This is a genomic window from Curvibacter sp. APW13 (assembly GCF_032337135.1).
GTDB lineage: Bacteria > Pseudomonadota > Gammaproteobacteria > Burkholderiales > Burkholderiaceae_C > Allorhodoferax.
Window position 1 is genome coordinate 155230 of the sequence record NZ_JAVXZZ010000003.1, and the last position, 20489, is coordinate 175718.

Here is a 20489-nt window from a genome sequence, read left to right on the forward strand (position 1 = left end):
CCCCTTACTGGGCGAACTTGGCGTAGTAGGCCGCAATGGCGGGGGTTTCGGCCACGCGCTGGGCGTGGGCGTTGAGTGCCGGGGCCACGCTCTGCACCAGGTCGGCGGGGATGTGGTCGAGGCGGCCGGAATTGAGCCCGCGCACGAACACGAACACCTTGAGGTCGGCCACGGTGAGGCGGTCTTCCACGAAGTAGCGACCACCGCGGGCCAGCAGGGCCTTTTCCATCCAGCCCAGGTACATGGGCAGCGGACCCTGGGCCAGGGCTTCGCGCGCAGCCTTCTGGGCGTCGCCCGTCATGCGGTAGGTGGGGCCGATGGCGTTGTTGGCGTCTTCCACCACGCCCAGCACCTCGTCACACAGCAGGGCCTGGTAGGCGTCGGTGGGGTACAGGCCCGCGAGCTTGCCGGCGTAGCGGGTGATGGCATCGCTCTGGGTGACCTGCACGCCGTCCACATGCAACGTGGGCACCTGGCCCAGGGGCGTGGTCTTGCGGATCTCGCCAAAGTTGGCACCCGAGAAGCGCTTGTCTTCAAAGGCGATGCCGCCCACGGCAAAGGCCAGGCGTGCAGGCTCGCCGCGGCCGCCATGGAAGTCGAAATAGGTGAGGGTGTGTTGGGGCATGAGAGGTCTCCAGGTTCCCGCCGTGGAAGTTGGCGGGCAATGGACGAGCATTCTAGGTTTATGGCAATACGCCTGCGTTTACACTGCCTTCCATGATTCGCGTAGTGCTGCATGTTCTGCTCTGGTGCTTGGCAGCCTTTGCGGCCTGGGCCCAGCCTCCCGTGCCCTTGCTGTGGAAGGTCAGCGATGCCGACAACAGCGTGTACCTGCTGGGCTCCATGCACATGCTCACGAAAGACGACTACCCGCTGGCGCCGGTGGTGGAGGCTGCGTTCGACGACAGCAGCAAGCTGGTGTTCGAGGTGGCGCCGCAGGGCATGGACCCGGCACGGGTCGCGCCGCTGATGCTGCAGGTGGGCACGCGCCGCGACGGCAAGTCGCTGCAGCAGGCGCTGCCGCCGGCCACCTGGAAGGCGCTGGAGGCCTACGCGGCATCGCGCGGCATGCAGTCCTACGCGCTGCAGCAGTTCAAACCCTGGTTCGTGGCGCTGATGATCATCAGTGCCGAGAGCATGCGCGTCGGTCTGGACCCTGCGCAGGGCTTGGACCAGCATTTCATGGCACGCGCGGCCGCTGCCGGCAAGGCGACTGATGGGCTGGAAAGCGCCGAGTCGCAGATAGCACTGTTCGACCGCCTGGGACCGAAGGCCGAGCTGGAGTTCCTGCAGGAAACGCTGGCCGACCTGCCACGCTTCCAGGCGCAGATGGACGAGCTGCTGCAGGCCTGGCGCCAGGCCGACGAGGCAACGATCGAACGCATCGGGCTGCACGAGCTGCGCCGCGATTACCCGGCGCTGTACCAGAGCATCAACGTGGCGCGCAACCGGGCCTGGCTGACACTGGTGCAGGCGATGCTGCGCCAGCCCGGACCCGACAACACGCTGGTGGTGGTGGGCGCCATGCACCTGTTGGGGCGTGATGGTCTGGTGCAGCAGCTGCGCCAGCGTGGCTTGCGCGTGGAGCGGTTGCGATGACGGCACGCAAGGGACCGGCGGTGGTGTCCGGTGCAGGCGTGGATCCGGCGCTGTGTGCGCCTGCCGAAGGTGCAGCGGCACAAAAGCCCATGTACATCGGTGCACTGGTGCGTCGCACCGGCGCCAGCGCCAAGGCCATTCGGCTGTACGAGTCGCTGGGTTTGCTCGGGCGGGTGGCGCGTTTGGGCGTGTACCGGGTGTACGACGAGCGCCACGTCCGCCAGGTCGCGCTCATCCGCCATGCCCAGTCACTGGGCATGCGCCTGGGTGATGTGCAGGGTGTGCTGCGCGGCGCCGGCACGCAACCGGACTGGGGCGCAGTGGCCGCACAGGTGCAGCGTCAGCGCCAGCAGGTGCAGCAGGAGGTGGCGCGCCTGCAAGCCTTGCTGCGCAGTCTGGACGCTTTGGCCGACGAGCTGGCGAACTGCGAAGACGGTGCTTGACTCTGTCCCGAGGGGCAGACTTAGGGTCGGGGCTTTCATTGCCTGGAGTTCCCGTTCATGCCTTCTACCGCTTCTGCCCGCAACGTTCTGGTTGTCCTGGGCCATCCGTCGTCCACCAGCCTGAGTGCCGCCCTGGCGCAGGCCTATGCCGATGGGGCCCGCGCCGCCGGGCACCAGGTGCGCATGCTGCGCCTGGGTGAGTTGGCGTTCGACCCGGTGCTGCATGGCTCGAACCCCCATCTCCAGCCTTTGGAGGCGGACCTGCGTGCGGCCCAGGAGGACATGCAATGGGCACAGCATATGGCCTGGGTGTTTCCGGTGTGGTGGGGCAGTGTGCCGGCCCTGCTCAAGGGGTTTCTGGATCGGGCCTTCACTTCCGGTTACGCCTACAAGTTCCAGCCCGGGGCCTCGTTTCCGACCCCCTTGTTGCGCGGGCGCACGGCCGATCTGCTGGTGCCGCTGGATACACCGCCGTGGTACTACCGCTGGATCTACCGCATGCCTGCCGTGCACCAGATGCGCAAGACCACACTGGACTTCTGCGGTATCCGCACCCGACGCACGCGGCTGTGGGGGCCAGTCATCCACTCCCATGCACCGCAGCGGGCGCAATGGCTGGAGGAGGCCCAGGCATTGGGACGCAGCGTGTGAATGCCATCCAACCTCACCCATTTCGTTGTTGCTCCGCCTCACCCCCATGCCAGCACTGCCTGCAACTTCCCGTCCTGGCGCCGACGCACGGAGGACTTGGAAGAGGCAGGGGGCGGTTGCGCCAAGACAACGGCCCGTGCTGCGCTGGCGGGTTCACGGTAGGTGCCGTGCACACAGTGCGTTACAGTCGCGGGCAGACCCCACAACTCCCTTCTGTGCAGCATGAATTCCTTCCGCCCGGTCGATGCCTTGTCTCTTCGCCAGTGGCCGCTTGCCACGGTACGGCGCGCAGCGCGCGCCATGGTGCTGGTGTCTGCCAGCACTGCCTTGGGTGGCTGTGCGGTGTGGAATGCCATCTTCAGCGATCCTCCGCCTTCCGTGCCGGTACCCACGCCACCCGCTTTGGCTGACAAGGCCCAGCCCATCGCACCGCAGGCGCTTCCCCCCAGCCTTCCCGCCAGTGCCCCGGCCCCCGCTCCCGCCGAACCGGTAGCTGTGGCCAGCCCCGTGAGCATGCCTGCCGCGCCGGTGGCCACCGAGCTCACGCCACCGAGCCCGCTGCCCAAGGCGGCGGCTGAGGCCCCGGCCGCCAAGCCCGCGCCAGCCAACGTCGTGCCCAACACGCCTGGCTTCTACATCAACGTCGGCCTGTTTGCCGTGCCCACCAATGGCTCCAACGCCGTCGGCATCCTGCGTGGCGCAGGCTTGCCGGTATTCTTCGACACGGTGGAGTCCAAGACCAAGGGCTCGCTCACCCGCGTGCGTGTGGGGCCCTATGCCAAGAAGGCCGAGGCCCAGGCAGCGGCCAAGAAGATCAAGGGGCTCAAGCTCGACGCCGTGGTGTACCAGCACAAGTGACGGCCTGATTGGGTGTCAAATTGGCCTGTAGTCCAAGAGAATGCTGCGTAGGCAGCTCCTGAAACCATAGCAACGGCTCCTCATCGGGGCCGTTTTCCATTCCATGAATACTCCCTCCGAACGCTTCTACCCCATTGGCACCCCGGGCCAACGCTGGGGCGCTGCCGAAGTCGCCCAGTGGCGCGCACGCCAGGTGCGCCAGCGCAGTTATGCCGATGACGTGCTCACGGCGGTGCAGGCCCTGCACGACGACTGGGACATGCAGCGCTACGGCGAAGTCGTCTACGGCGACGAGCGCTTTCCCCTGGTGGCGTTGCGCAGCCGTGATTGGAAGGCCGAACTGCCCAGCGTGCTGGTCACCGGTGGCGTGCATGGCTACGAGACCAGCGGCGTGCACGGTGCGCTGCGGTTCGCGCAAGCCCATGCCCAGCGCTGGGCGGGGCGGGTGAACCTGCTGGTGGCTCCCTGCGTGAGCCCCTGGGCTTTTGAACGCATCCAGCGCTGGAACTTCGATGCGTTGGACCCCAACCGCAACTTCCGACCCAACAGCCCGGCCCAGGAGTCTGCAGCGCTCATGGCCCTGGTGGCGCCGCTGCGCGGGCAGTTTGCGGTCCATGTGGACCTGCACGAAACCACCGACAGCGACGAGTCCGAATACCGCCCGGCCGTGGCCGCGCGCGACGGCAAGCCGTTCGAGCCCGCCACCATTCCCGACGGCTTCTACCTCGTGGACGACAGCGCCAACCCGCAGCCCGAGTTCCAGCAGGCGCTGATTCGCGCGGTGGAGCAGGTCACCCACATCGCTCCGGCGGATGCGCACGGCGGCATCATCGGTTCGCCCCTGGTGGCACATGGCGTCATCCATTACGCCATGAAGGAGTTGGGCCTGTGCGCGGGCATCAGCGACGCGCGCTACACCACGACGACCGAGGTCTACCCCGACAGCCCGCGTGCCACGCCCGAGCAGTGCATTGCCGCCCAGGTGGCGGTGGTGTGCGCGGCGCTGGACTACGTGTGTGCCCACCCGGCCTGAGCGCCATGGCTGCGCCACCCGGCACGCCCCGCTTGATCGCCTTCAACAAGCCCTATGGGGTGCTGAGCCAGTTCACGCCCGAGGGGCGCTGGGCGGGCCTGAAGGACTACATCGACCTGCCCGGCGTGTACGTGGCCGGGCGCCTGGACGCCGACAGTGAAGGCCTGCTGCTGCTCACCAGCGACGGCGCACTGCAGGCCCGCATCAGCGACCCGCGCCACAAGATGGAAAAGACCTACTGGGTGCAGGTGGAAGGCGAACCGGACGAGGCGGCATTGGAGGCGCTGCGCCGCGGCGTGCAGCTCAACGACGGCCCGACTCGCCCGGCACGGGCACGCCACATCGACGAGCCTGCCGGGCTGTGGGAGCGCATCCCGCCGGTGCGCTTTCGCCAGTCCATTCCCACCCGCTGGATCGAGCTGGCCATCCGCGAAGGCCGCAACCGCCAGGTGCGCCGCATGACGGCTGCGGTGGGTTTCCCCACGCTGCGCCTGGTGCGTGCCGCCATCGGCCCCTACACGCTCGACGGCCTGGCGCCGGGCCAGTGGCGCCCGTTGCTGGTGGAGGAGGGTCAAATCCGGCCAGAGCCCGCGAAGAACAAGCGTAGGCTGCTACCGAAAACGTAGCGTCTGTTGCGCTGCGGTGGTCTGCGGCTCAGCCCGGTGCGCGGTGGCGGTAGAGGTAGGCGGCACCGTGGCGGTAGCTCACCTCGCGCTCCAGCACGGCGCCCATGCGCAGTGCCACGGCCTGGGAGGCCTTGTTGGCCATCGACACCACGCTCACGGCGGTGGTCCAACCAAAGTTCTCGTAGCCCGCTCGCAGTGCCCGCAGGGCTGCCTCGGTGGCGTAGCCCTTGCCGTGCTGTCCGGGCACCAGTGCCCAGGTGATTTCGGGCTCGATCCAGCCTTCGGGATACCACAGGCCACTGAGGCCCACGAACTGCCCGGTAGCCTTTTCCTCCAGTGCCCACGGGCCGTAGCCGCGCAGCGCCCAGTGTCCGCTGTAGACCGCGAACTTGCGCCAGGCTTCCTCGCGGTTGCAGGGCCCGCCGTAGAACGCCGACACTGGGTCGGCAAAGAACGTGGCCATGGGCTCGAAGTCGTCCTGGCGGAAGGCGCGCAGGACCAACCGGTCCGACTCGAAGGTGGGTATGGGTGTCGCCATGGCGGCCATTGTGCCTGCACGCTGCCCGCTGCGCGATGTGGCGGAACTTTGATTTCGGTCAAGATTGCGGAATTGTTGCAACGCAACAATGGGGCCCTTCACGACTCTGGAGGAGCGCATGGCCAAGCTGGACACACCACCCCCTTTCGACGCCCTGGACGCGTGCCACCGCCAGATCCAGCAGCACCTGGTGCAACTGGGGCGGCTCGCCCACCATGTGGTGGACCATGGCATTGACGATAGCGTGCGCCAGCAGGCCCAGGCCGTGGAAGCGTTCTTCTCCGGCACCTCACGCCAGCACCACGCGCAGGAGGAGGCCACCGTGTTCCCCGCGCTGCTGGCCAGTGGCAATGACGAGCTCGCGGCCGCGGTGCGCTCGCTGCAGCAGGACCACGGCTGGATCGAGGAAAACTGGATCGAGCTGGCGCCGCGCCTGCGCGCCCTGGCCTCGGGCAATGGCTGGATCGACGAGATGGAACTGCTGGGCTACGCCGAGGTGTTTCTGGAACTGATGAACGACCACATTGCGCTGGAAGAGTCCTTGATCTACCCCGAGAGCAAGGCGCAGTGGGCACAAGCCCTGGCGGCACGCGAGCGCCGCATGGAGGCACTGCGCCACCCGGACTGACGTGCGGTCAGCGCTACAGTCGCGGGCGCCGATGCCGATACCAAGGCATGGCCCCCGATTCGAGCGTCGACGTCTTCAGCGCCCCGGCCATGGCCGATGCCCTGCCCAGCCCCACCGTGCAAGCCGCGGTGGCAGCGGGGGTGCGCCTGACCATGCGCACCCATTTCCCGCACAACTTCTATTCCCTGTGCCACGCCTACGCCGTGCTGGGCTCGAATGTGGCCAGCATTGCCACGGGCCGGGAGTACCGCCCGGTGGCGGGCCATGCTGCGTTTGACGCCGGCCACGAAGTCATCGCCATGGACGAGGAACGCGCCTTCGGCAACGGGCAGGGTGGCGCCTACCACTGCTGGATCGAGTCGCATGGACACACGCCTCGCGAGCTGGTGGATCTGACCTTCGGCAACAACCACCACTACGCCATTGCCAATGGGTTTTCGTGGCGCGGTCCGCGCCCCCCCGAATACCTGTGGGGCACGTTCGACCGGCTGACGGTGGACCTGCCGCGCCAGCAGCTGGTGCCCGGTTTCGGACAGGACCGCATCTGGCTGCAGGAAACCACCTCGGGAGCCCTGTGGATGGAAGACCACATCAATGCCAATGCCAACGCCTACCTGCGCCTGACCACACTGGCGTTGTGCCACTACCGCGACCGCATGGAAGCGGCTGGGCACACGGCACCGCTGCCGGCGTGAGCGGCGTCGGCGGTCAGGGGCGCAGCCGGCCCAGGCGCTCCGCCGCGGCCTCGATCTCAGCCGGCTCCAGAGCCGCAAAGCCCAGCAACCAGCCATCCACTGCCGAAGATTTGGCATACAAGGGCCCCAGCTGCGGCGTGGCCACGCCCAGTGCCGCGGCGTCGCGGGTCAATCGCTGCTCGCAGCCCGCAGGCAGCAGCACACCCAGTTGCAGGCCACCGTTGCAGGGCAAGGGTTGCGCCCAAGGGCAGTGCTTTGCAAGCGCCTGCAGCAGCAGGTCGCGCCGGCTGCGGTACAGGCGGCGCATGTGGCGCAGGTGGGCGGCAAAGTGGCCCTGGGCCATGAACTCGGCCGTCACCGCCTGGGGCAGTTGGGCGCTGTGGCCGTCCATCACGCTGCGTGCCGTTACCAGCGGTGCTACCAGCGCCGGCGGCAGCACGGCATAGGCCAGGCGAAGCGACGGGAATAGCGTCTTGGAAAACGTGCCCACGTAGATCACGCGCTCACCGCCATCCAGCCCCTGCAGGCTGGGCGTGGCGCGGCCGTCGTACAGGAACTCGCTGTCGTAGTCGTCCTCGATGATCCAGCAGCCGTGGCGGCGTGCGTAGTCCACCAGGGCCAGGCGCCGCGCCAGGCTCAGCGTGTGGCCCGTGGGGTACTGGTGCGAAGGCGTGAGGTAGATGAGTCGGGGCGGTGGCAGGCTGAAGTCGGGCACCAGACCGTCGGCGTCCACGGGCAGCGGCACCAGCGTGGCACCTGCAGCCTCGAAGGCGGTGCGTGCACCGCGGTAGCCCGGGTCTTCGACCCAGACGCGCTGGCCCGGGTCGATCAGGGTGGTGGCCAGCAGCTGCAGCGCCTGCTGCGAACTGGTGAGCACCAGCACCTGCTGGGCCGTGCAGGCCACCGCGCGCGACTGCGTGAGGTAGGCCGTGAGCGCCTCGCGCAGGTCCTGGCGGCCTTGCGGGTCGCCATAGCGCATCAGGGCCTGCGGCTGGGTGCGCCACTGGCGCGCGCTGAGCTGGCGCCACAGGGCGTGGTCGAAGGCGCGCAGGTCGGGGCTGCCGGCAGCAAAGGCCTGCAGCTGCAGTGGCTCCTGGCAGCCGCCGGTGTCCACCAGCGTCTGGCCGCGCTGCGAGAGCAAGGCGAGCGGGGTGGCTGGTGTGCGGGCGGTTGGGCTGGGGAACGCGGGCGGGGCCTGCAGGCCGCCTTGCAGCTCGGCCACGAAGCTGCCGCGCCCGGTATGGCGCAGCACATAGCCTTCCGTCTCTAGCTGCGCGTAGGCAGCTTCTACCGTCACCCGCGAGACCCCGAGGTCCTGTGCCAGCACGCGGCTGGCGGGCAGGCGCTGGCCCGGCGCCAGGCTACCGCTGCGCATGGCCTGGCGCAGCGCCGCACACAGGCGCTCGCGCAAGCCTCCTGCGCCGGGAGCACCTTCGAACAGCGTGGTCCACAAGCTGGGTTGGGTGGATTCCATTGGTCTTATAGATGTTTAAATATTGGTATTAATCATAAGACCAATCATTTCTACAGTGGAGTCCTGTCCAACAAGGAGTTCCCCATGACGCAGCCCGTATCCCAGGTTCTTGCCTACGCCCCGGCCAACCCGGCCCAGACCGCCGAATTCATGGCCCACAAGCTCAGCTTCCACGCCGACGCCTGGGACGTGGCCGAAGACCTGCGCTCTGGGGTAGACGCTCTGGTGGTCATCGATACCCGCTCCGAGCTGCTGTACGCCCGCGGCCATGTGCCCGGCGCCATCAACTTTCCGCACCGGCTGATGACGGCGCAAAGCACGGCCGCGCTGGACCGCAGCAAGGTGTACGTGACCTATTGCGACGGCATCGGCTGCAACGGCTCCACCAAGGGGGCCTACAAGCTCGCCAGCCTGGGCTTCACCGTGAAGGAGATGCTCGGTGGTCTGGACTTCTGGGTGCGCGACGGCCAGCCGGTTGCGACGGGCAGCGAACCCGGCGCCATGCCCGCCGACGCACCGGCCATCGAGTGCGCGTGCTGATGCCGCAGCCCCAGGGTGCGTGGCAGGTGCACCGCGCGCAGCCTGAGCACGCCGAACTGCTTTCGCCCCTGTGCGCAGCCCATGCTACCTATGAGCGATGCGACTTCGTGGCGCAAGGGCATGTGCAGCGACTGCAGGCCGCACTGGCCAGTGGCCGGGTGCACGCCTGGTGGTTGCAGCAGTCGGGCAGCGAGGACGCGGTGGGCTATGCCAGCGTCACGCTGGACTGGGCCACCCTGGCGGCGCAACCCTTTGCCCACCTGGACTGCCTGTACCTGAGCGCGCCAGTGCGTGGGCTTGGTGCGGGGCAGTTGCTGGTCGAGGAGGCGATCCGCTTCGCACGTGCGCAGGGGTGCTCCAACTTGCAATGGCAGACGCCCCATTGGAACGAAGGCGCCATCCGCTTCTACCACCGGCTCGGTGCCAGGTCGCAGGCCAAGCAGCGTTTTGCCTTGGCACTGCAGGGCTCCGAGGCGTGCCAGTGGCTTCGGGAATTTCGCTAAGGCCTGGCTGCACTCCTGACACCACGTTGTCAGGAGCCCCTGCGCACACTGTCGACTTCAACCACAAGGAGTCGCCATGTTTTTCCGTGAATTCAAGACCACCACCACTGCCAGCCGCCAAGCCGTCTGGGCCCTGTGGTCGGATGTCAACCGCTGGTCCACCTGGAACCCCGGTACCGCCCATGCCGAACTGAAGGGCCCGTTCGTTGCTGGCGCGGAGTTTTCCATGACCCCCAGTGGTCAGGACCCCATGCCCTTTCGTCTGACACAGGTGCAAGAGGGCGTTTCCTTCACGGACGAAACCTCCATGGGTGACATTTGCGTCTCCGTGGAGCACCGCATCGTCGAACGTGTGGGTGAGCCGCTGGAGCTGGTCTACGCCGCCCGTGTGACGGGCCCGGACGCTGCACAGATCGGCGCCGCCATCACGGAAGACTTCGATGACGTCCTGTCCGCATTGGTGCGGGAGGCCGAGCGCGATTGGATGGCAGCCTGAGCGGTCACGCCCCGGGGCGTGAAGCTGGGGTGGCCTGCAGTGCGCGGATGAAGGACACCGCCTTGGTGGTGATCATGTCCACCGCCGGTCCATTGGCGCCGTGCGGCAGGATGACGTGGGCGCTGCGTTTGGTGGGTTCGATGAACTGCTTGTGCATGGGACGCACGGTGCTCAGGTACTGCTCGATTACGCTGTCGGCGCTGCGGGCGCGTTCGGCCATGTCACGCTGCAGGCGGCGGATGAAGCGCACGTCGGCGGCCGTGTCCACGAACACCTTGAGCGACATCATCTTGCGCAGCTCGGGGTCGAACAGGGCAAACAGGCCTTCGATGACGATGATGGGCGCCGGCCGCACGGTGATGGTCTTCTCTGAGCGGCGGTGCACCGTGAAGTCGTACACCGGCATCTCGATCGCCTGCCCGGCACGCAGGGCCGCCACATGCTGCATGAGCAGCGGCCAGTCAAAGGCGTCGGGGTGGTCGTAGTTGAGCTTGCAGCGCTCCTCGAACGACAGCGTGGGCTGGTCCAGGTAGTAGTCGTCCTGCATCAGCACCGCGGCCTGCTCGGCGCCGACCGAGGCCAGCACTTCGCGCGTGACGGTGGACTTGCCGCTGCCGCTGCCCCCGGCCACGCCGATGACGAAAGTGGGAAAGGTGGAGTCGGTCATGGGCGGCAGGCGGTGGCGGGTGATGCGGCGATCATACAAGTGGCTCCGACCGTCCCACAAGGCGCGCACGCCCCAACGAGAAAAAGGCCAGCTCCCGCAGGCCGGGGGCTGGCCTGGGTGCAGGCGGGAGGGCTTCAGGCAGCGAGCTGGGCGATGCCGTTGGCGGCCTGCTGCAGGGCGGCTACCTTGTGCGTTTCGCCCATGGCCAGGCCTTCGGCACGCACGAAGCGCACGTCGGTGATGCCCAGGAAGCCAAACACGGTCTGCAGGTAGCTTTCCTGGTGCTCGGCAGCACGGCCCCAGTCGCTGGTGGAGTACACGCCACCGCGGGTGGAGGCCACGATCACGGTCTTGCCCCCGGCCAGGCCCTTGGGTCCTTCGGCGGTGTAGGCAAAGGTGCGGCCGGGCTGGGCAATGCGGTCGATCCAGGCCTTGAGCTGGGTGGGAATGCTGAAGTTGTACAGCGGTGCACCCACCACGATCACGTCGGCGGCCAGGAACTGGCTCACCAGCGCTTCGGAAATGGCGTTTTCGCGCAGCTGGGCTTCGGTGTGCTGGGTGCCGGCCGGGGCGCGGAAACCGAGCGAGTCGCCGTCCAGGTGGCTGGGAGCCTCCAGGGCCAGGTCCAGGTAGTCCACGGTGGTGTCGGGGTGGCTCTTCACCCACTGGGCCACGGTGTCGGCGGTGAGCTGGCGCGAAACCGAGTTGGCGTTCAGGATGCTCGAATCGATGTGCAAGAGTTTCATGACAAATCCTTTCAAAGGCGGTTGGTGTCGATGGGATAATTGTCATATTCAAGCCAATGATTGATAAGTAAGCGAAAATGCGTTTCATTGTTCTGAATTTGGAACAATAACGCCCCATCAGGAGAAGCCGAATGCACGACACCAACGACATGCTGCTGTTCGCCGAAGTGGTGGAGCAGGGGGGCTTTGCCGCCGCCGGGCGCAGCCTGGGGGTGCCGAAGTCCACGCTCTCGCGGCGCGTGGCCGAACTCGAAGCGCGCCTGGGCGTGCGCCTGCTGCAGCGCACCACCCGCAAGCTCTCGCTCACCGAGGTGGGTGAGGTCTACCTGCGCCACAGCCTGGCCGTGCGCGACGCCGCCGAAGCCGCGGCGCAGGCCGTGGAGCAGGTGCACAGCGCGCCGCGCGGCACCATCCGCGTGGCCTGCCCGGTGACGCTGGCGCAGAGCACCGTGGGGCCCATCATGGGCCTGTTCCTGGCGCGCTACCCGCTGGTGAAGGTGGACATGCGCGTGAGCAACCGGGTGGTGGACCTGGTGGAAGAAGGCGTGGACGTGGCCCTGCGCGTGCGCCCCTCGCTGGACGACAGCGGCAGCCTGGTGGTGAAGAAGCTCGGCGAATCCCAGGCCTTTCTGGTGGCCAGCCCGGCACAGTTGGAGCGCCAGGGCCGCCCCAGTGCGCCGCAGGACCTGTTGCACATGGACACCCTGGCCATGGGCGCGGTGGATGGCCGCGCCACCCTGCGCCTGCTCGGACCTGAAGGGGGCAGCTACACGCTGGAGCACCAGCCGCGTTACGTGGCCGACGACCTGCTCACGCTCAAGTTTGCCGCCGTGCACGGTGTGGGCATGTGCTTCATGCCCGACTACATGTGCCGCCGTGAAATCGAGGACGGCCGGCTGGTGCACGTGCTGCCTGGCTGGGCCCCGCCGCGCGGCATCTACCACGCCGTGTACCCCTCGCGCCGTGGCCTGGCCCCGGCGGTGCGCGCCTTTCTCGACTTCCTGGGTGAACACGCCCCGGTGGAGGGCATGCCGCTGCTGCCGGCGGGGTGCCCGCAAGGCGACTGAGGCCCCGTTTCGGGGCAAAACGGGCGCTATCCCGGCGTGGATATTGGGCAGGAAGCTATCAGCTTCATAGCAACACCATGGCGCTGTGCGCTTGGCGCACGGCAGAGGCCTGACTACAATGACTCCGTCACCATCACGCAAGCGGCCTTCGCGCCAGCGGCTCCATGAAAGCCCGAGATCTGCTCAATGCCCTCGTCCGCAACCGCCCTGCGCTGCTGCTCGCGTCGGGCCGGGACGTGCTCGAAAAGCGTTTCGTGCAGATCAACACCATCACCGCCTGGACACTCGGTCTGGGCGCTGTCGCCAACTACCTCGATGGTGACCCGCTCACCGCCGCCGTGGTGCTGGCCGGCCTGGTGGTGGTGGGCTACTTCCACCGGCAGCGCAGCAGCGGCCGCAGTGACCGTGCGGCAGTGGCCACCGTGTGGGTGGTGTTTGGCGTGGCCACGTTCTCGATGCGCGAATTCCAGGGGCCGTTCAACGATGCCATGCTGGCCTACCCCTCGATCCTGCTGGTCGCGATCATGCTCACTTCGCGGCGCAATGCGCAACTGCTGTTGCTGGCCATGATCGGGGCCGTGGCCACCATGATCTACCTCAGCGTGTCCGGCCTGCACAGCTTCATCATGCCGCCCATCGGCTGGAACGACCTGGTCTACATCGGGCTCATGCTGCTGGCCTTCACGGCCGTGAGCACGCTGTTTGCCAACGACATGCGCGCCGCGCTGACAGCCCTGCGCGCGGAAGTGGCGCGGGTCAGGCAGTCGGAGCGCAACCTCGACCACCTGGCCAACCACGACCTGCTGACCGGGCTGCCCAACCGCCGCCTGTTCCAGGACCGCCTGACCCACGCGATTGCGCGCTACCAGCGCCATGGCGACTACAGCGTCGTGCTGTTCATGGACCTGGACCATTTCAAGAGCGTCAACGACACCCAGGGCCACGCGGCCGGCGATGCCCTGCTGCTGGAAGTGGCACGCCGCCTCACAGCCTTGCTGCGCGAGTCCGATACCGCGTCGCGCTTTGGCGGAGACGAGTTCGTGCTGCTGCTGGAAGACCTGGGCAACCAGGAGTCTGCTGCCCTGGCCAAGGCCAACATCGTGGCCAGCAAGCTGCTGCTGGCCATGCGCAAGCCGATTGCCGTGAACGGCAAGGACTTCGTCTGTACCGCCAGCCTCGGGGCCGTGCTGGTGGGGCCGGAAACCGACAACGCGGCCAATGCCATTCGCCATGGGGACATGGCCATGTACCGGGCCAAGGACGCCGGGCGCAACTGCGTGCAGTTCTACGACCCGACCATGCAGGCCGCAGTGGACGCACGCACCCGCATGGAGACCGAACTGCGCAACGCCGTTGCTGCGCGCCAGATTGCCATCTACCTGCAGCCGCAGTTCGACCTCGACGCGAAGGTGCTGGGCGCCGAGGCGCTGGCGCGCTGGCAGCACCCGGAGCTTGGCTTCATTCCCCCCGGCGAATTCATTCCGCTGGCCGAAGACCTGGGCCTGATTCCGGCGCTGGGCCAGCAGGTACTGGACGCAGCCTGCTCGGTGCTGGCGCGCTGGGCAAACGACCCGGCAAGCGCCCGCTGGACGCTGGCCGTCAACGTCAGCGTGGAGCAGCTGCGCCAGAGCGACTTTGTGGAGCAGGTGCGTGCCACGCTGCAACGCCACGCACTCGCGCCGCAGCGGCTGGAACTCGAAATCACGGAAAGTGTCTTCATCGATGACCACGAGGAAACCATCGAAAAGATGCTCGCCTTGCGCGCCATGGGCCTGCGCCTGGCGCTCGATGACTTCGGCACCGGCTACTCCTCGCTGTCGTATGTGCGCCGCCTGCCCATCGACAAGCTCAAGATCGACCAATCCTTCCTGCGCGACGTGCAGGCCGATGCCCAGGATGCCGCCATCGTGCTCACCGTGATCGCGCTGGCCCAGAACCTGGGGCTGGACCTGATCGCCGAGGGCGTGGAAACCCAGGCCCAGCGCGACTTTCTTGCTACCCACGGCTGCCCGGCCTTCCAGGGCTACCTGTACGGCAAGCCCATGCCGCTGGAAGAGTTCCAGGCACGCTACCTGGTCGCCGGTGCGCTTGCCTGAGCATCGGGAACTGCCGATGCAGGTTTTTTATGCCACCCAGTTCGTGTTGCCGCTGCCATCGGGGCATCGCTTTCCCATGGAGAAGTACCGCATGCTGCGCGACGCGCTCGCCGACATGCCGCAGGTCCGGCTGGGCCAGGCCGAACCGGCGCAAGACCACGAACTGGAACTCGTGCACACGCCGCTGTACGTGCAGGGCATAGACCACGGCACGCTGGCGGCCAGCGTGTACCGCGAAATCGGCTTTCCCTGGAGCCCGGCCATGGCCGAACGGGCGCGGCGCTCGGTGGGTGCCAGCCTCTCGGCAGCACGCAGTGCGCAGCGGGAGGGCCTGGCGGCCAACATTGCCGGCGGCACCCACCACGCCTATGCCGACAAGGGCGGAGGCTTTTGCGTGTTCAATGACTTCGCCGTGGCCGCCCGCACGCTGCAGTACGCGCACGTGCAGCAGGGTGGCCAGGCGCCGCTGCCCATTGCCATCATCGACCTCGACGTGCACCAGGGCAATGGAACGGCGCGCATCTTCCAGGGCGATGCGAGCGTGTTCACCCTGTCGCTGCACGGCGAGAAGAACTTCCCGTTCCGCAAGGAAGCCAGCACGCTCGACCTGGGCCTGCCGGACGGCGCGGGCGACGCCGAATACCTGGAAACGCTGGAGCACGCGCTGTCGGAACTGGAGCGGCGCTTTGCCCCCGCTCTGGTGCTGTACCTGGCGGGGGCCGACCCCCACGAAGGCGACCGGCTGGGGCGGCTCAAGCTCACGTTCGACGGCCTCATGGCGCGCGACAGGCGCGTGTTCGACTGGTGTTGGCAGCGCCGCATACCCTGCGCGTTTGCCATGGGCGGTGGCTACGGCCACACGCTGGAAACCACCGTGCAGGTACAGGTCAACACGTACCGCATTGCGCTGGAGTACTGGGAGCGCTGGCAGCGCCGCCGGGGTGGGGGGACACCCGCTGGCAAGGCATAAACGCCATGGGATTTGCGTGGTCTGCGGTGCTAGACTGGCATCGCGCCCCCTTGTCCCCCTCAGCCGAATGGAGACCGTCATGCGCCCTTCGTCCAACGAGCCGCTGCCTCCGTCCAACCCGCGCCGGTTTGCGCCGCACGGTCAGGCCAGCTTTCACTGCGAGGGAAGGCGACTGGTGGGCTTTGCGCAAGGCCCGTTCAACGTGGAACTTGCACGTCATCTGGATCAGCAAATCGTGGATTGGTGTCGCCGCCTGTGCGTGGACGGTCCGTTTGACCACCTGTGCGTATTTCGCGGCAGTGTCCTGCTCGGGCCCGAACCCATGCGGGAATTCCAGCGCATGCTGGAGCGGCTCAGTGGTGAGGGCATCGCGCCGCAGCGCATGGCGTACGTGATTGCCCCCGATGTCGAGGGAGGGACCCTGCTGGGGCCGCAGTTGACCCAGGCCTACGCTGCGGCAGGATTGAACATGCGCATCTTTCCCAGCGAGGCAGCCGCCTTGGCATGGTTGGATTCGGTGCCGTCCCAGCCCTAGGTACGCGGTCAATTGCAACGAACGGCAAAGTACGTTGAACACGGCGCGCCAACGCAGTACAACTGCGGCTGGCTTCAACCAGAAGGAGATACGCCATGAAAGCTTCCCGAATCATTGCCCCGCTGGCCGCTGTGCTGCTGGGCCTGTCCATGGCTACCTATGCCGGTGGCGGTGGTGGCGACCGTGGGGGTGGCGGTGGTGGTGGCGATCGCGGCGGTGACCGTGGAAGCGATCGCGGCTCAGAACGCGGCGAAAAGGGCGAGAAGGCAGAAAAGGCTGAGCAGCACAAGGGTGGTGACGACGCCAAGGGCAAGGCCGAACAGCACAAGTCTGCTGCTGACAAGGAACAGGGCAAGCGTTCGGCTGCCGACCAGCTGGCTGACCGCCCGCAACTGGCCGACCGCCTGAGCAAACTCTCGGGCATGAGCGCCGCCGACCTGAAGACGGCCGCAGCCGGCTTCAAGAACTTGGGCCAATTCACCGCCGCCATGCACGTGAGCCAGAACCTGGGCATCTCGTTCGACAAGCTCAAGGCCGAAATGACCGCCAACGGCGGCTCGCTGGGCAAGGCCATCAAGACCCTGAGCCCCAAGGCCAACCCCGATACCGAAGAGAACAAGGCCAACAAGCAGGCGCAGGACGACCTCAAGCAAACCTCCTGACGCCCTGCGGCGCGTGTGTGTCTGCGCAAGGGGCGCAGCGCTGGCGCCGCGTTGCACCATCAAGCCCAGCATGCGCTGGGCTTTTTGTTGCTGCCCTTATGCCCGTGGCTTCTTGGGTGATACCCACATCGCGATGGTCGCCCGGAACACCAGCTGCTCGCGTGTGTCGCGTACCTCCACGTGCACCTGGTGCTCGCCCGTCTGCGTCCAGTCCGTGCCTGCCGCTGGGCTGGCCACCGCCACCAGGTCGGTTTCCGCCTTCTTGAGGTAGGCGACTTCCATGCCCTTGGGTATCCAGCGGTGCGTGGCGGGCACGCTCACCTCGGTCATGGTTCCACCCGCCAGTTCGGCCATGTTGCACATGGCAATGGCATGCACCGTGCCCAGGTGGTTCTGCACCGCACGCCGCTTGGGGATGTGGATGCGACAGCGGTTGGGCTCCAGCTCGTCGAACTGCGGGCGGATGCTGCGGAAATACGGCGCCTTGAAGGTCACGAGGCGCGAAAACAGCCACTTCCCGCCGGGTTGCGATTGCATGCGTTGCCAGATTTTCAGGGTGTTGCTCATGCGGTGCTTGCTCCGTGGTGGTTAAAACAGAACAAGATTCTAGAACAATGTTTTAGTACAATCACTCTATGGTTGAACCGACGGAACCCGATTTGTTCGAGCGCGTGGAGCCGGGCGCGCGCAAGGCGCACAAGCGTCTGATCCTGAACGTGGCGCTGCGCTGCTTCAACGAAGCGGGCATCGCGGCCACCACCATCGACACCATCCGCGAGCGGGCAAACAGCAGCATCGGCTCCATCTACCACCACTTCGGTAACAAGGACGGTCTGGTGGCAGCCCTGTTCTTCGCTGCGCTGGACGACCAGATGGCGCAGGCCCAGCCCCGCATCGAAGGCGCAGGCAGCGCCCAGGAAGCCGTGCACGCGCTGGTGCACACCTTCATGGCGTGGATGACCGAGCAGCCCGAGCTGGCGCGCTTCATGGTGCAGGCCCGCGCCAGCGTGGCCGATGGCCCGTACAAGGATGCGCTGGCCCAGCGCAACAAGCAGCGCTACGGAAGCCTGCTGCAGTGGTTGGAAACCGGCGTGCGCCAGGGCAGCATCCGTGCCCTGCCGCGCGAGGCCTATGCCTCCTTGCTCATCGGCGCGGCAGAGAACTACGGCCGCGCCTGGCTGTCGGGCCGGGTGCAGACGCCTCCAAAAGACATGGCCACGGTGTTTGCAGATGCCGCCTGGCGTGCCGTCGGGTTGGAGTCCTGAGCGCAATTGGCCCTTGGCCCTTATGAAATATGCGTGATGAGCTACTGAAAATATAGCAATTCGAAATGCCGTGCGCGGTGGCCGTGCACCACGCGCAGGTGCGGGACAATGGCAGGTTTTGGCACCGTGCCTTGTCCATGGCCAGACCGCCGCAACACTTCCCATCTTTCGATTTCTTTTGAACCTACCCATGCTCACCTCTCGCCTCGTCGTTCCTGTGCTGGCTGCCCTGTTGCTGGGGGCTTCCATGGGCAGCTTTGCGGGCAATACCAAGGCCAGCGCAGCCAGCCATGCCAGTTCAGCCAAGAGTCCACAGCACCGCACGGCCGCTGCCAAAACCAAGCACGCCAAGCAGGCCAAGACGGTCAGCCAAGTCAAACAGCGCAAGCAGGGCAAGCACAAGCAGCGACCGGAAAAGGTCAGCGCCAAGGGCCGCCACACCGTGGCCGACCAGCTGGCTGCCAACCCCAAGCTGGCCGACCGCTTGGCCCCGCTCATCGCCAAGACCCCGGCCGAGATGCCCGACGCCGTAGCGGGCTTCAAGAACTTCGGCCAGTTCGTGGCCGCGGCCCATGCCAGCAACAACCTGGGCATTCCCTTCGACGCGCTCAAGGCCGAGATCACCAAGGAAGGCGGCTCGCTGGGCAAGGGCATCCAGGCCCTGAGCCCCGACGCGCACGTGGACGCCGAAATCGTCCGCGCCAACCAGCAGGCCCGCGACGATCTGTTGCAGCCGTCCTGAATCGACGAACCAAGGAACTACTGTGATCGATGGCCTCGTATCGGGCAGGTTGGTGGGTGTGGCCGAGCAGCGCGAGGGCAAGAACGCCACGCGCTTCGCCGTGGCCAAGGTGCGCGCCACGGCGGGTGACGGTGAAGCCGTGGTGGTCAACGTGATCGCCTTCGCGCCCGAGGCCTGCGCGGCGCTGCTGGCCCTGGACGACGGAGACAGCGTAGCGCTGGCCGGTGCGCTCACGCCCAAGGTGTGGAGCGACAAGCAGGGCAACACCAAGCCTGCGTTGGACATGGTGGCCAGCCGGGTGCTGACGGCCTACCCACCCAGCGGCCAATAAGCGCTGCGGCTACTGCGCGGGCGCGCCGCCTTCGGCGTCGATGGCCTTCTGCACTGTCAGGTGAAACTCGTCGCGCGCCTTCATGGCCGCGGCGTCACGCGCGCCACCGGTCCAGCTGGCGTTGGACACGATCACCAGCTTGCGCTTGGGGTCGAGGAAGATGGCTTGGCCGAAGATGCCACGGGCCATGTAGGTGCCGTCGTCCAGCGTCCACCACTGGTAGCCATAGCCGCGCCCCGGCACGCCAATCTCGGTGCGCTTGGTGGTGGCCTCTTCCCACCAGCCCTCGGGCACGATGCTCTGGCCGTTTACCTTGGCCCCGCCCAGTATGAACAGGCCCATGCGGGCGTAGTCGCGCGACGCCGCCTGCACGCAGCAACCGCCAATTTCCTGCCCGGTCTTGCTCAGCAGCCAGGTGGCCTGCTGCTCCATGCCGGCCGGGCCCCACACCTTCTCGGCCAGGTAGGTGGCCAGCGGCTTCTTGGTGGCCTGCTGCACCAGCGTGCCCACCAGGTTGGTCTCGCCGGTGCTGTAGTTCCACTTGGTGCCCGCGGGCGCCGCACGCGGCAGCTTGCGCATGTAGCTCACCAGCGCTTCCATGCCGCCTTCGGGCTTGTGCTTGTTGAACTGGGCCACGTCCGAGTTGGGGTCGTTGTAGTCCTCGTTCCACTGCACGCCCGAGGTCATGGTCAGCAGCTGGCGCACGCTCACCTCGTCGTAGGCCGAGCCCTTGAGGTCGGGAATGTAGAGACTGACCTTGTCGTCCAGGCTCTTGATGAAGCCGTCCTTCACCGCCGCACCCACCAGGGTGGAGGTGAACGACTTGGCCACCGAGAAGCTGGTCCAGCGGCCCGCGGCGTCAAAGCCCAGGCCGTAGCGCTCCAGGCGCAGCTTGCCGTCGTGCACCACCAGCAGCGCCGCGCTGTGCTGGGCCGCCATGTAGGCATCCACGTCGGTGGGCAGCTTCAGCGGCGCGCCCGTGGGCAGGGGCGAAGGTGTGCCGCTGGCCGGCACCACGTTGGCCTTGGCCAGAATCGGCAGGCGGTCCAGCGCACGGAAGGCCGCGTCGCGTTGCGGTTGCGACCAGAACAGCACGTCGGGGTTGGTGGGCAAGGTGGCCAGCAGGCCACGCGTTTCCTTGTCCAGGCTGAACCAGCCGCCCACACCTGCCACGCCCAGCACCACCACGGTGCCCAGCAAGATTTTCTTGAGTTTCAAAACCGTTCTCCTCGTTGTTGTAGCGTCGTCGCCTGCGGTCGGTGGTGCCGACGCTTCAGACGCGCCCAAACAGTGTAGGGCGGTGGTGCCCGGCGCGCATCGGGCA

The 20489-nt window shown here is 66.9% G+C and carries 26 protein-coding genes; 19 read left to right on the plus strand and 7 right to left on the minus strand.

Features of this window, described 5'->3' with window-relative positions; all coding sequences use genetic code 11:
• Positions 1-4 precede the first annotated feature (4 nt).
• Positions 5-625 carry a glutathione S-transferase family protein gene (locus RQP54_RS13965; protein WP_315678991.1) on the minus strand — a complete coding sequence of 207 codons (621 nt, stop codon included), beginning with the start codon at positions 623-625 and terminating at the stop codon, positions 5-7.
• A 92-nt stretch (positions 626-717) separates the two neighbouring features.
• On the opposite strand from RQP54_RS13965, the gene RQP54_RS13970 reads away from it, so the two are divergent.
• The 6 genes from RQP54_RS13970 (at position 718) to RQP54_RS13995 (ending at position 5210) form a co-directional block, all read left to right on the plus strand.
• Positions 718-1599 carry a TraB/GumN family protein gene (locus RQP54_RS13970; protein ID WP_315678992.1) on the plus strand — a complete coding sequence of 294 codons (882 nt, stop codon included), beginning with the start codon at positions 718-720 and terminating at the stop codon, positions 1597-1599.
• Positions 1596-2042, plus strand: a complete 447-nt coding sequence (locus RQP54_RS13975; protein ID WP_315678993.1) for a MerR family transcriptional regulator — start codon at positions 1596-1598, stop codon at positions 2040-2042. Before RQP54_RS13970 ends, RQP54_RS13975 begins: the two co-directional genes overlap by 4 nt.
• A gap of 57 nt (positions 2043-2099) precedes the next feature.
• Positions 2100-2693: an NAD(P)H-dependent oxidoreductase gene (locus RQP54_RS13980; RefSeq protein WP_315678994.1), complete on the plus strand. Its 594-nt coding sequence runs from the start codon at positions 2100-2102 to the stop codon at positions 2691-2693.
• 222 nt (positions 2694-2915) lie between these two features.
• A complete protein-coding gene (locus tag RQP54_RS13985; RefSeq protein ID WP_315678995.1) occupies positions 2916-3551 on the plus strand; it encodes an SPOR domain-containing protein in 636 nt (211 codons plus the stop codon).
• A 103-nt stretch (positions 3552-3654) separates the two neighbouring features.
• A complete protein-coding gene (locus tag RQP54_RS13990) occupies positions 3655-4584 on the plus strand; it encodes a M14 family metallocarboxypeptidase (RefSeq protein ID WP_315678996.1) in 930 nt (309 codons plus the stop codon).
• Positions 4585-4589: 5 nt separating this feature from the next.
• Positions 4590-5210 carry a pseudouridine synthase gene (locus RQP54_RS13995; protein ID WP_315678997.1) on the plus strand — a complete coding sequence of 207 codons (621 nt, stop codon included), beginning with the start codon at positions 4590-4592 and terminating at the stop codon, positions 5208-5210.
• 28 nt (positions 5211-5238) lie between these two features.
• Here the strand turns inward: RQP54_RS13995 and RQP54_RS14000 are convergent, their stop codons facing one another.
• A complete protein-coding gene (locus RQP54_RS14000) occupies positions 5239-5748 on the minus strand; it encodes a GNAT family N-acetyltransferase (RefSeq protein ID WP_315678998.1) in 510 nt (169 codons plus the stop codon).
• Positions 5749-5866: 118 nt separating this feature from the next.
• Between RQP54_RS14000 and RQP54_RS14005 the strand changes: the two genes are divergently transcribed.
• Positions 5867-6376, plus strand: a complete 510-nt coding sequence (locus RQP54_RS14005; RefSeq protein ID WP_315678999.1) for a hemerythrin domain-containing protein — start codon at positions 5867-5869, stop codon at positions 6374-6376.
• 47 nt (positions 6377-6423) lie between these two features.
• The gene (locus RQP54_RS14010) at positions 6424-7071 is read left to right on the plus strand and encodes a hypothetical protein (RefSeq protein ID WP_315679000.1); all 648 of its coding nucleotides are present in this window, start codon (positions 6424-6426) and stop codon (positions 7069-7071) included.
• Between the two features lie 13 nt (positions 7072-7084).
• On the opposite strand, the gene RQP54_RS14015 is transcribed toward RQP54_RS14010, so the two are convergent.
• Positions 7085-8545, minus strand: a complete 1461-nt coding sequence (locus tag RQP54_RS14015) for a PLP-dependent aminotransferase family protein (RefSeq protein ID WP_315679001.1) — start codon at positions 8543-8545, stop codon at positions 7085-7087.
• A gap of 84 nt (positions 8546-8629) precedes the next feature.
• Here RQP54_RS14015 and RQP54_RS14020 point away from each other — a divergent pair, with 84 nt between their 5' ends.
• The 3 genes from RQP54_RS14020 to RQP54_RS14030 all read left to right on the plus strand — a co-directional run bounded on the left by RQP54_RS14020 (position 8630) and on the right by RQP54_RS14030 (position 10084).
• Positions 8630-9085 carry a rhodanese-like domain-containing protein gene (locus tag RQP54_RS14020; RefSeq protein WP_315679002.1) on the plus strand — a complete coding sequence of 152 codons (456 nt, stop codon included), beginning with the start codon at positions 8630-8632 and terminating at the stop codon, positions 9083-9085.
• Positions 9085-9588 (plus strand): GNAT family N-acetyltransferase, encoded by a 504-nt coding sequence (locus RQP54_RS14025; RefSeq protein WP_315679003.1) that lies wholly within the window; start codon positions 9085-9087, stop codon positions 9586-9588. The genes RQP54_RS14020 and RQP54_RS14025 overlap by 1 nt, the downstream gene beginning before the upstream one ends.
• Positions 9589-9664: 76 nt before the next feature.
• Entirely contained in the window at positions 9665-10084 is a 420-nt protein-coding gene (locus RQP54_RS14030) for a polyketide cyclase/dehydrase (protein ID WP_315679004.1), read from the plus strand.
• 4 nt (positions 10085-10088) lie between these two features.
• On the opposite strand, the gene udk is transcribed toward RQP54_RS14030, so the two are convergent.
• Positions 10089-10751 carry a uridine kinase gene (gene udk / locus RQP54_RS14035; RefSeq protein WP_315679005.1) on the minus strand — a complete coding sequence of 221 codons (663 nt, stop codon included), beginning with the start codon at positions 10749-10751 and terminating at the stop codon, positions 10089-10091.
• 134 nt (positions 10752-10885) lie between these two features.
• The gene (locus tag RQP54_RS14040) at positions 10886-11497 is read right to left on the minus strand and encodes an FMN-dependent NADH-azoreductase (protein ID WP_315679006.1); all 612 of its coding nucleotides are present in this window, start codon (positions 11495-11497) and stop codon (positions 10886-10888) included.
• Between the two features lie 131 nt (positions 11498-11628).
• On the opposite strand from RQP54_RS14040, the gene RQP54_RS14045 reads away from it, so the two are divergent.
• From RQP54_RS14045 to RQP54_RS14065, 5 genes are all read left to right on the plus strand, one after another.
• On the plus strand, positions 11629-12564 hold the full coding sequence (locus tag RQP54_RS14045; protein ID WP_315679007.1) for a LysR family transcriptional regulator: 936 nt from the start codon (positions 11629-11631) through the stop codon (positions 12562-12564).
• Between the two features lie 164 nt (positions 12565-12728).
• The gene (locus tag RQP54_RS14050) at positions 12729-14660 is read left to right on the plus strand and encodes a putative bifunctional diguanylate cyclase/phosphodiesterase (RefSeq protein ID WP_315679008.1); all 1932 of its coding nucleotides are present in this window, start codon (positions 12729-12731) and stop codon (positions 14658-14660) included.
• Positions 14661-14676: 16 nt separating this feature from the next.
• Complete coding sequence (locus RQP54_RS14055) at positions 14677-15630, plus strand: histone deacetylase (RefSeq protein WP_315679009.1); 954 nt, start codon at positions 14677-14679, stop codon at positions 15628-15630.
• A 79-nt stretch (positions 15631-15709) separates the two neighbouring features.
• Entirely contained in the window at positions 15710-16165 is a 456-nt protein-coding gene (locus tag RQP54_RS14060; RefSeq protein WP_315679010.1) for a hypothetical protein, read from the plus strand.
• A gap of 95 nt (positions 16166-16260) precedes the next feature.
• The gene (locus tag RQP54_RS14065; RefSeq protein WP_315679011.1) at positions 16261-16827 is read left to right on the plus strand and encodes a hypothetical protein; all 567 of its coding nucleotides are present in this window, start codon (positions 16261-16263) and stop codon (positions 16825-16827) included.
• Between the two features lie 96 nt (positions 16828-16923).
• On the opposite strand, the gene RQP54_RS14070 is transcribed toward RQP54_RS14065, so the two are convergent.
• Positions 16924-17394: a hotdog fold domain-containing protein gene (locus tag RQP54_RS14070; RefSeq protein WP_315679012.1), complete on the minus strand. Its 471-nt coding sequence runs from the start codon at positions 17392-17394 to the stop codon at positions 16924-16926.
• Between the two features lie 68 nt (positions 17395-17462).
• On the opposite strand from RQP54_RS14070, the gene RQP54_RS14075 reads away from it, so the two are divergent.
• The 3 genes from RQP54_RS14075 (at position 17463) to RQP54_RS14085 (ending at position 19165) form a co-directional block, all read left to right on the plus strand.
• Positions 17463-18092 (plus strand): TetR/AcrR family transcriptional regulator, encoded by a 630-nt coding sequence (locus RQP54_RS14075; RefSeq protein WP_315679013.1) that lies wholly within the window; start codon positions 17463-17465, stop codon positions 18090-18092.
• A 190-nt stretch (positions 18093-18282) separates the two neighbouring features.
• Positions 18283-18834 (plus strand): hypothetical protein, encoded by a 552-nt coding sequence (locus RQP54_RS14080; RefSeq protein ID WP_315679014.1) that lies wholly within the window; start codon positions 18283-18285, stop codon positions 18832-18834.
• A gap of 22 nt (positions 18835-18856) precedes the next feature.
• A complete protein-coding gene (locus RQP54_RS14085; RefSeq protein WP_315679015.1) occupies positions 18857-19165 on the plus strand; it encodes a single-stranded DNA-binding protein in 309 nt (102 codons plus the stop codon).
• Between the two features lie 9 nt (positions 19166-19174).
• On the opposite strand, the gene RQP54_RS14090 is transcribed toward RQP54_RS14085, so the two are convergent.
• Positions 19175-20383, minus strand: coding sequence for a serine hydrolase (locus RQP54_RS14090; protein ID WP_315679016.1), 1209 nt, complete (start codon positions 20381-20383; stop codon positions 19175-19177).
• Positions 20384-20489: the final 106 nt, after the last annotated feature.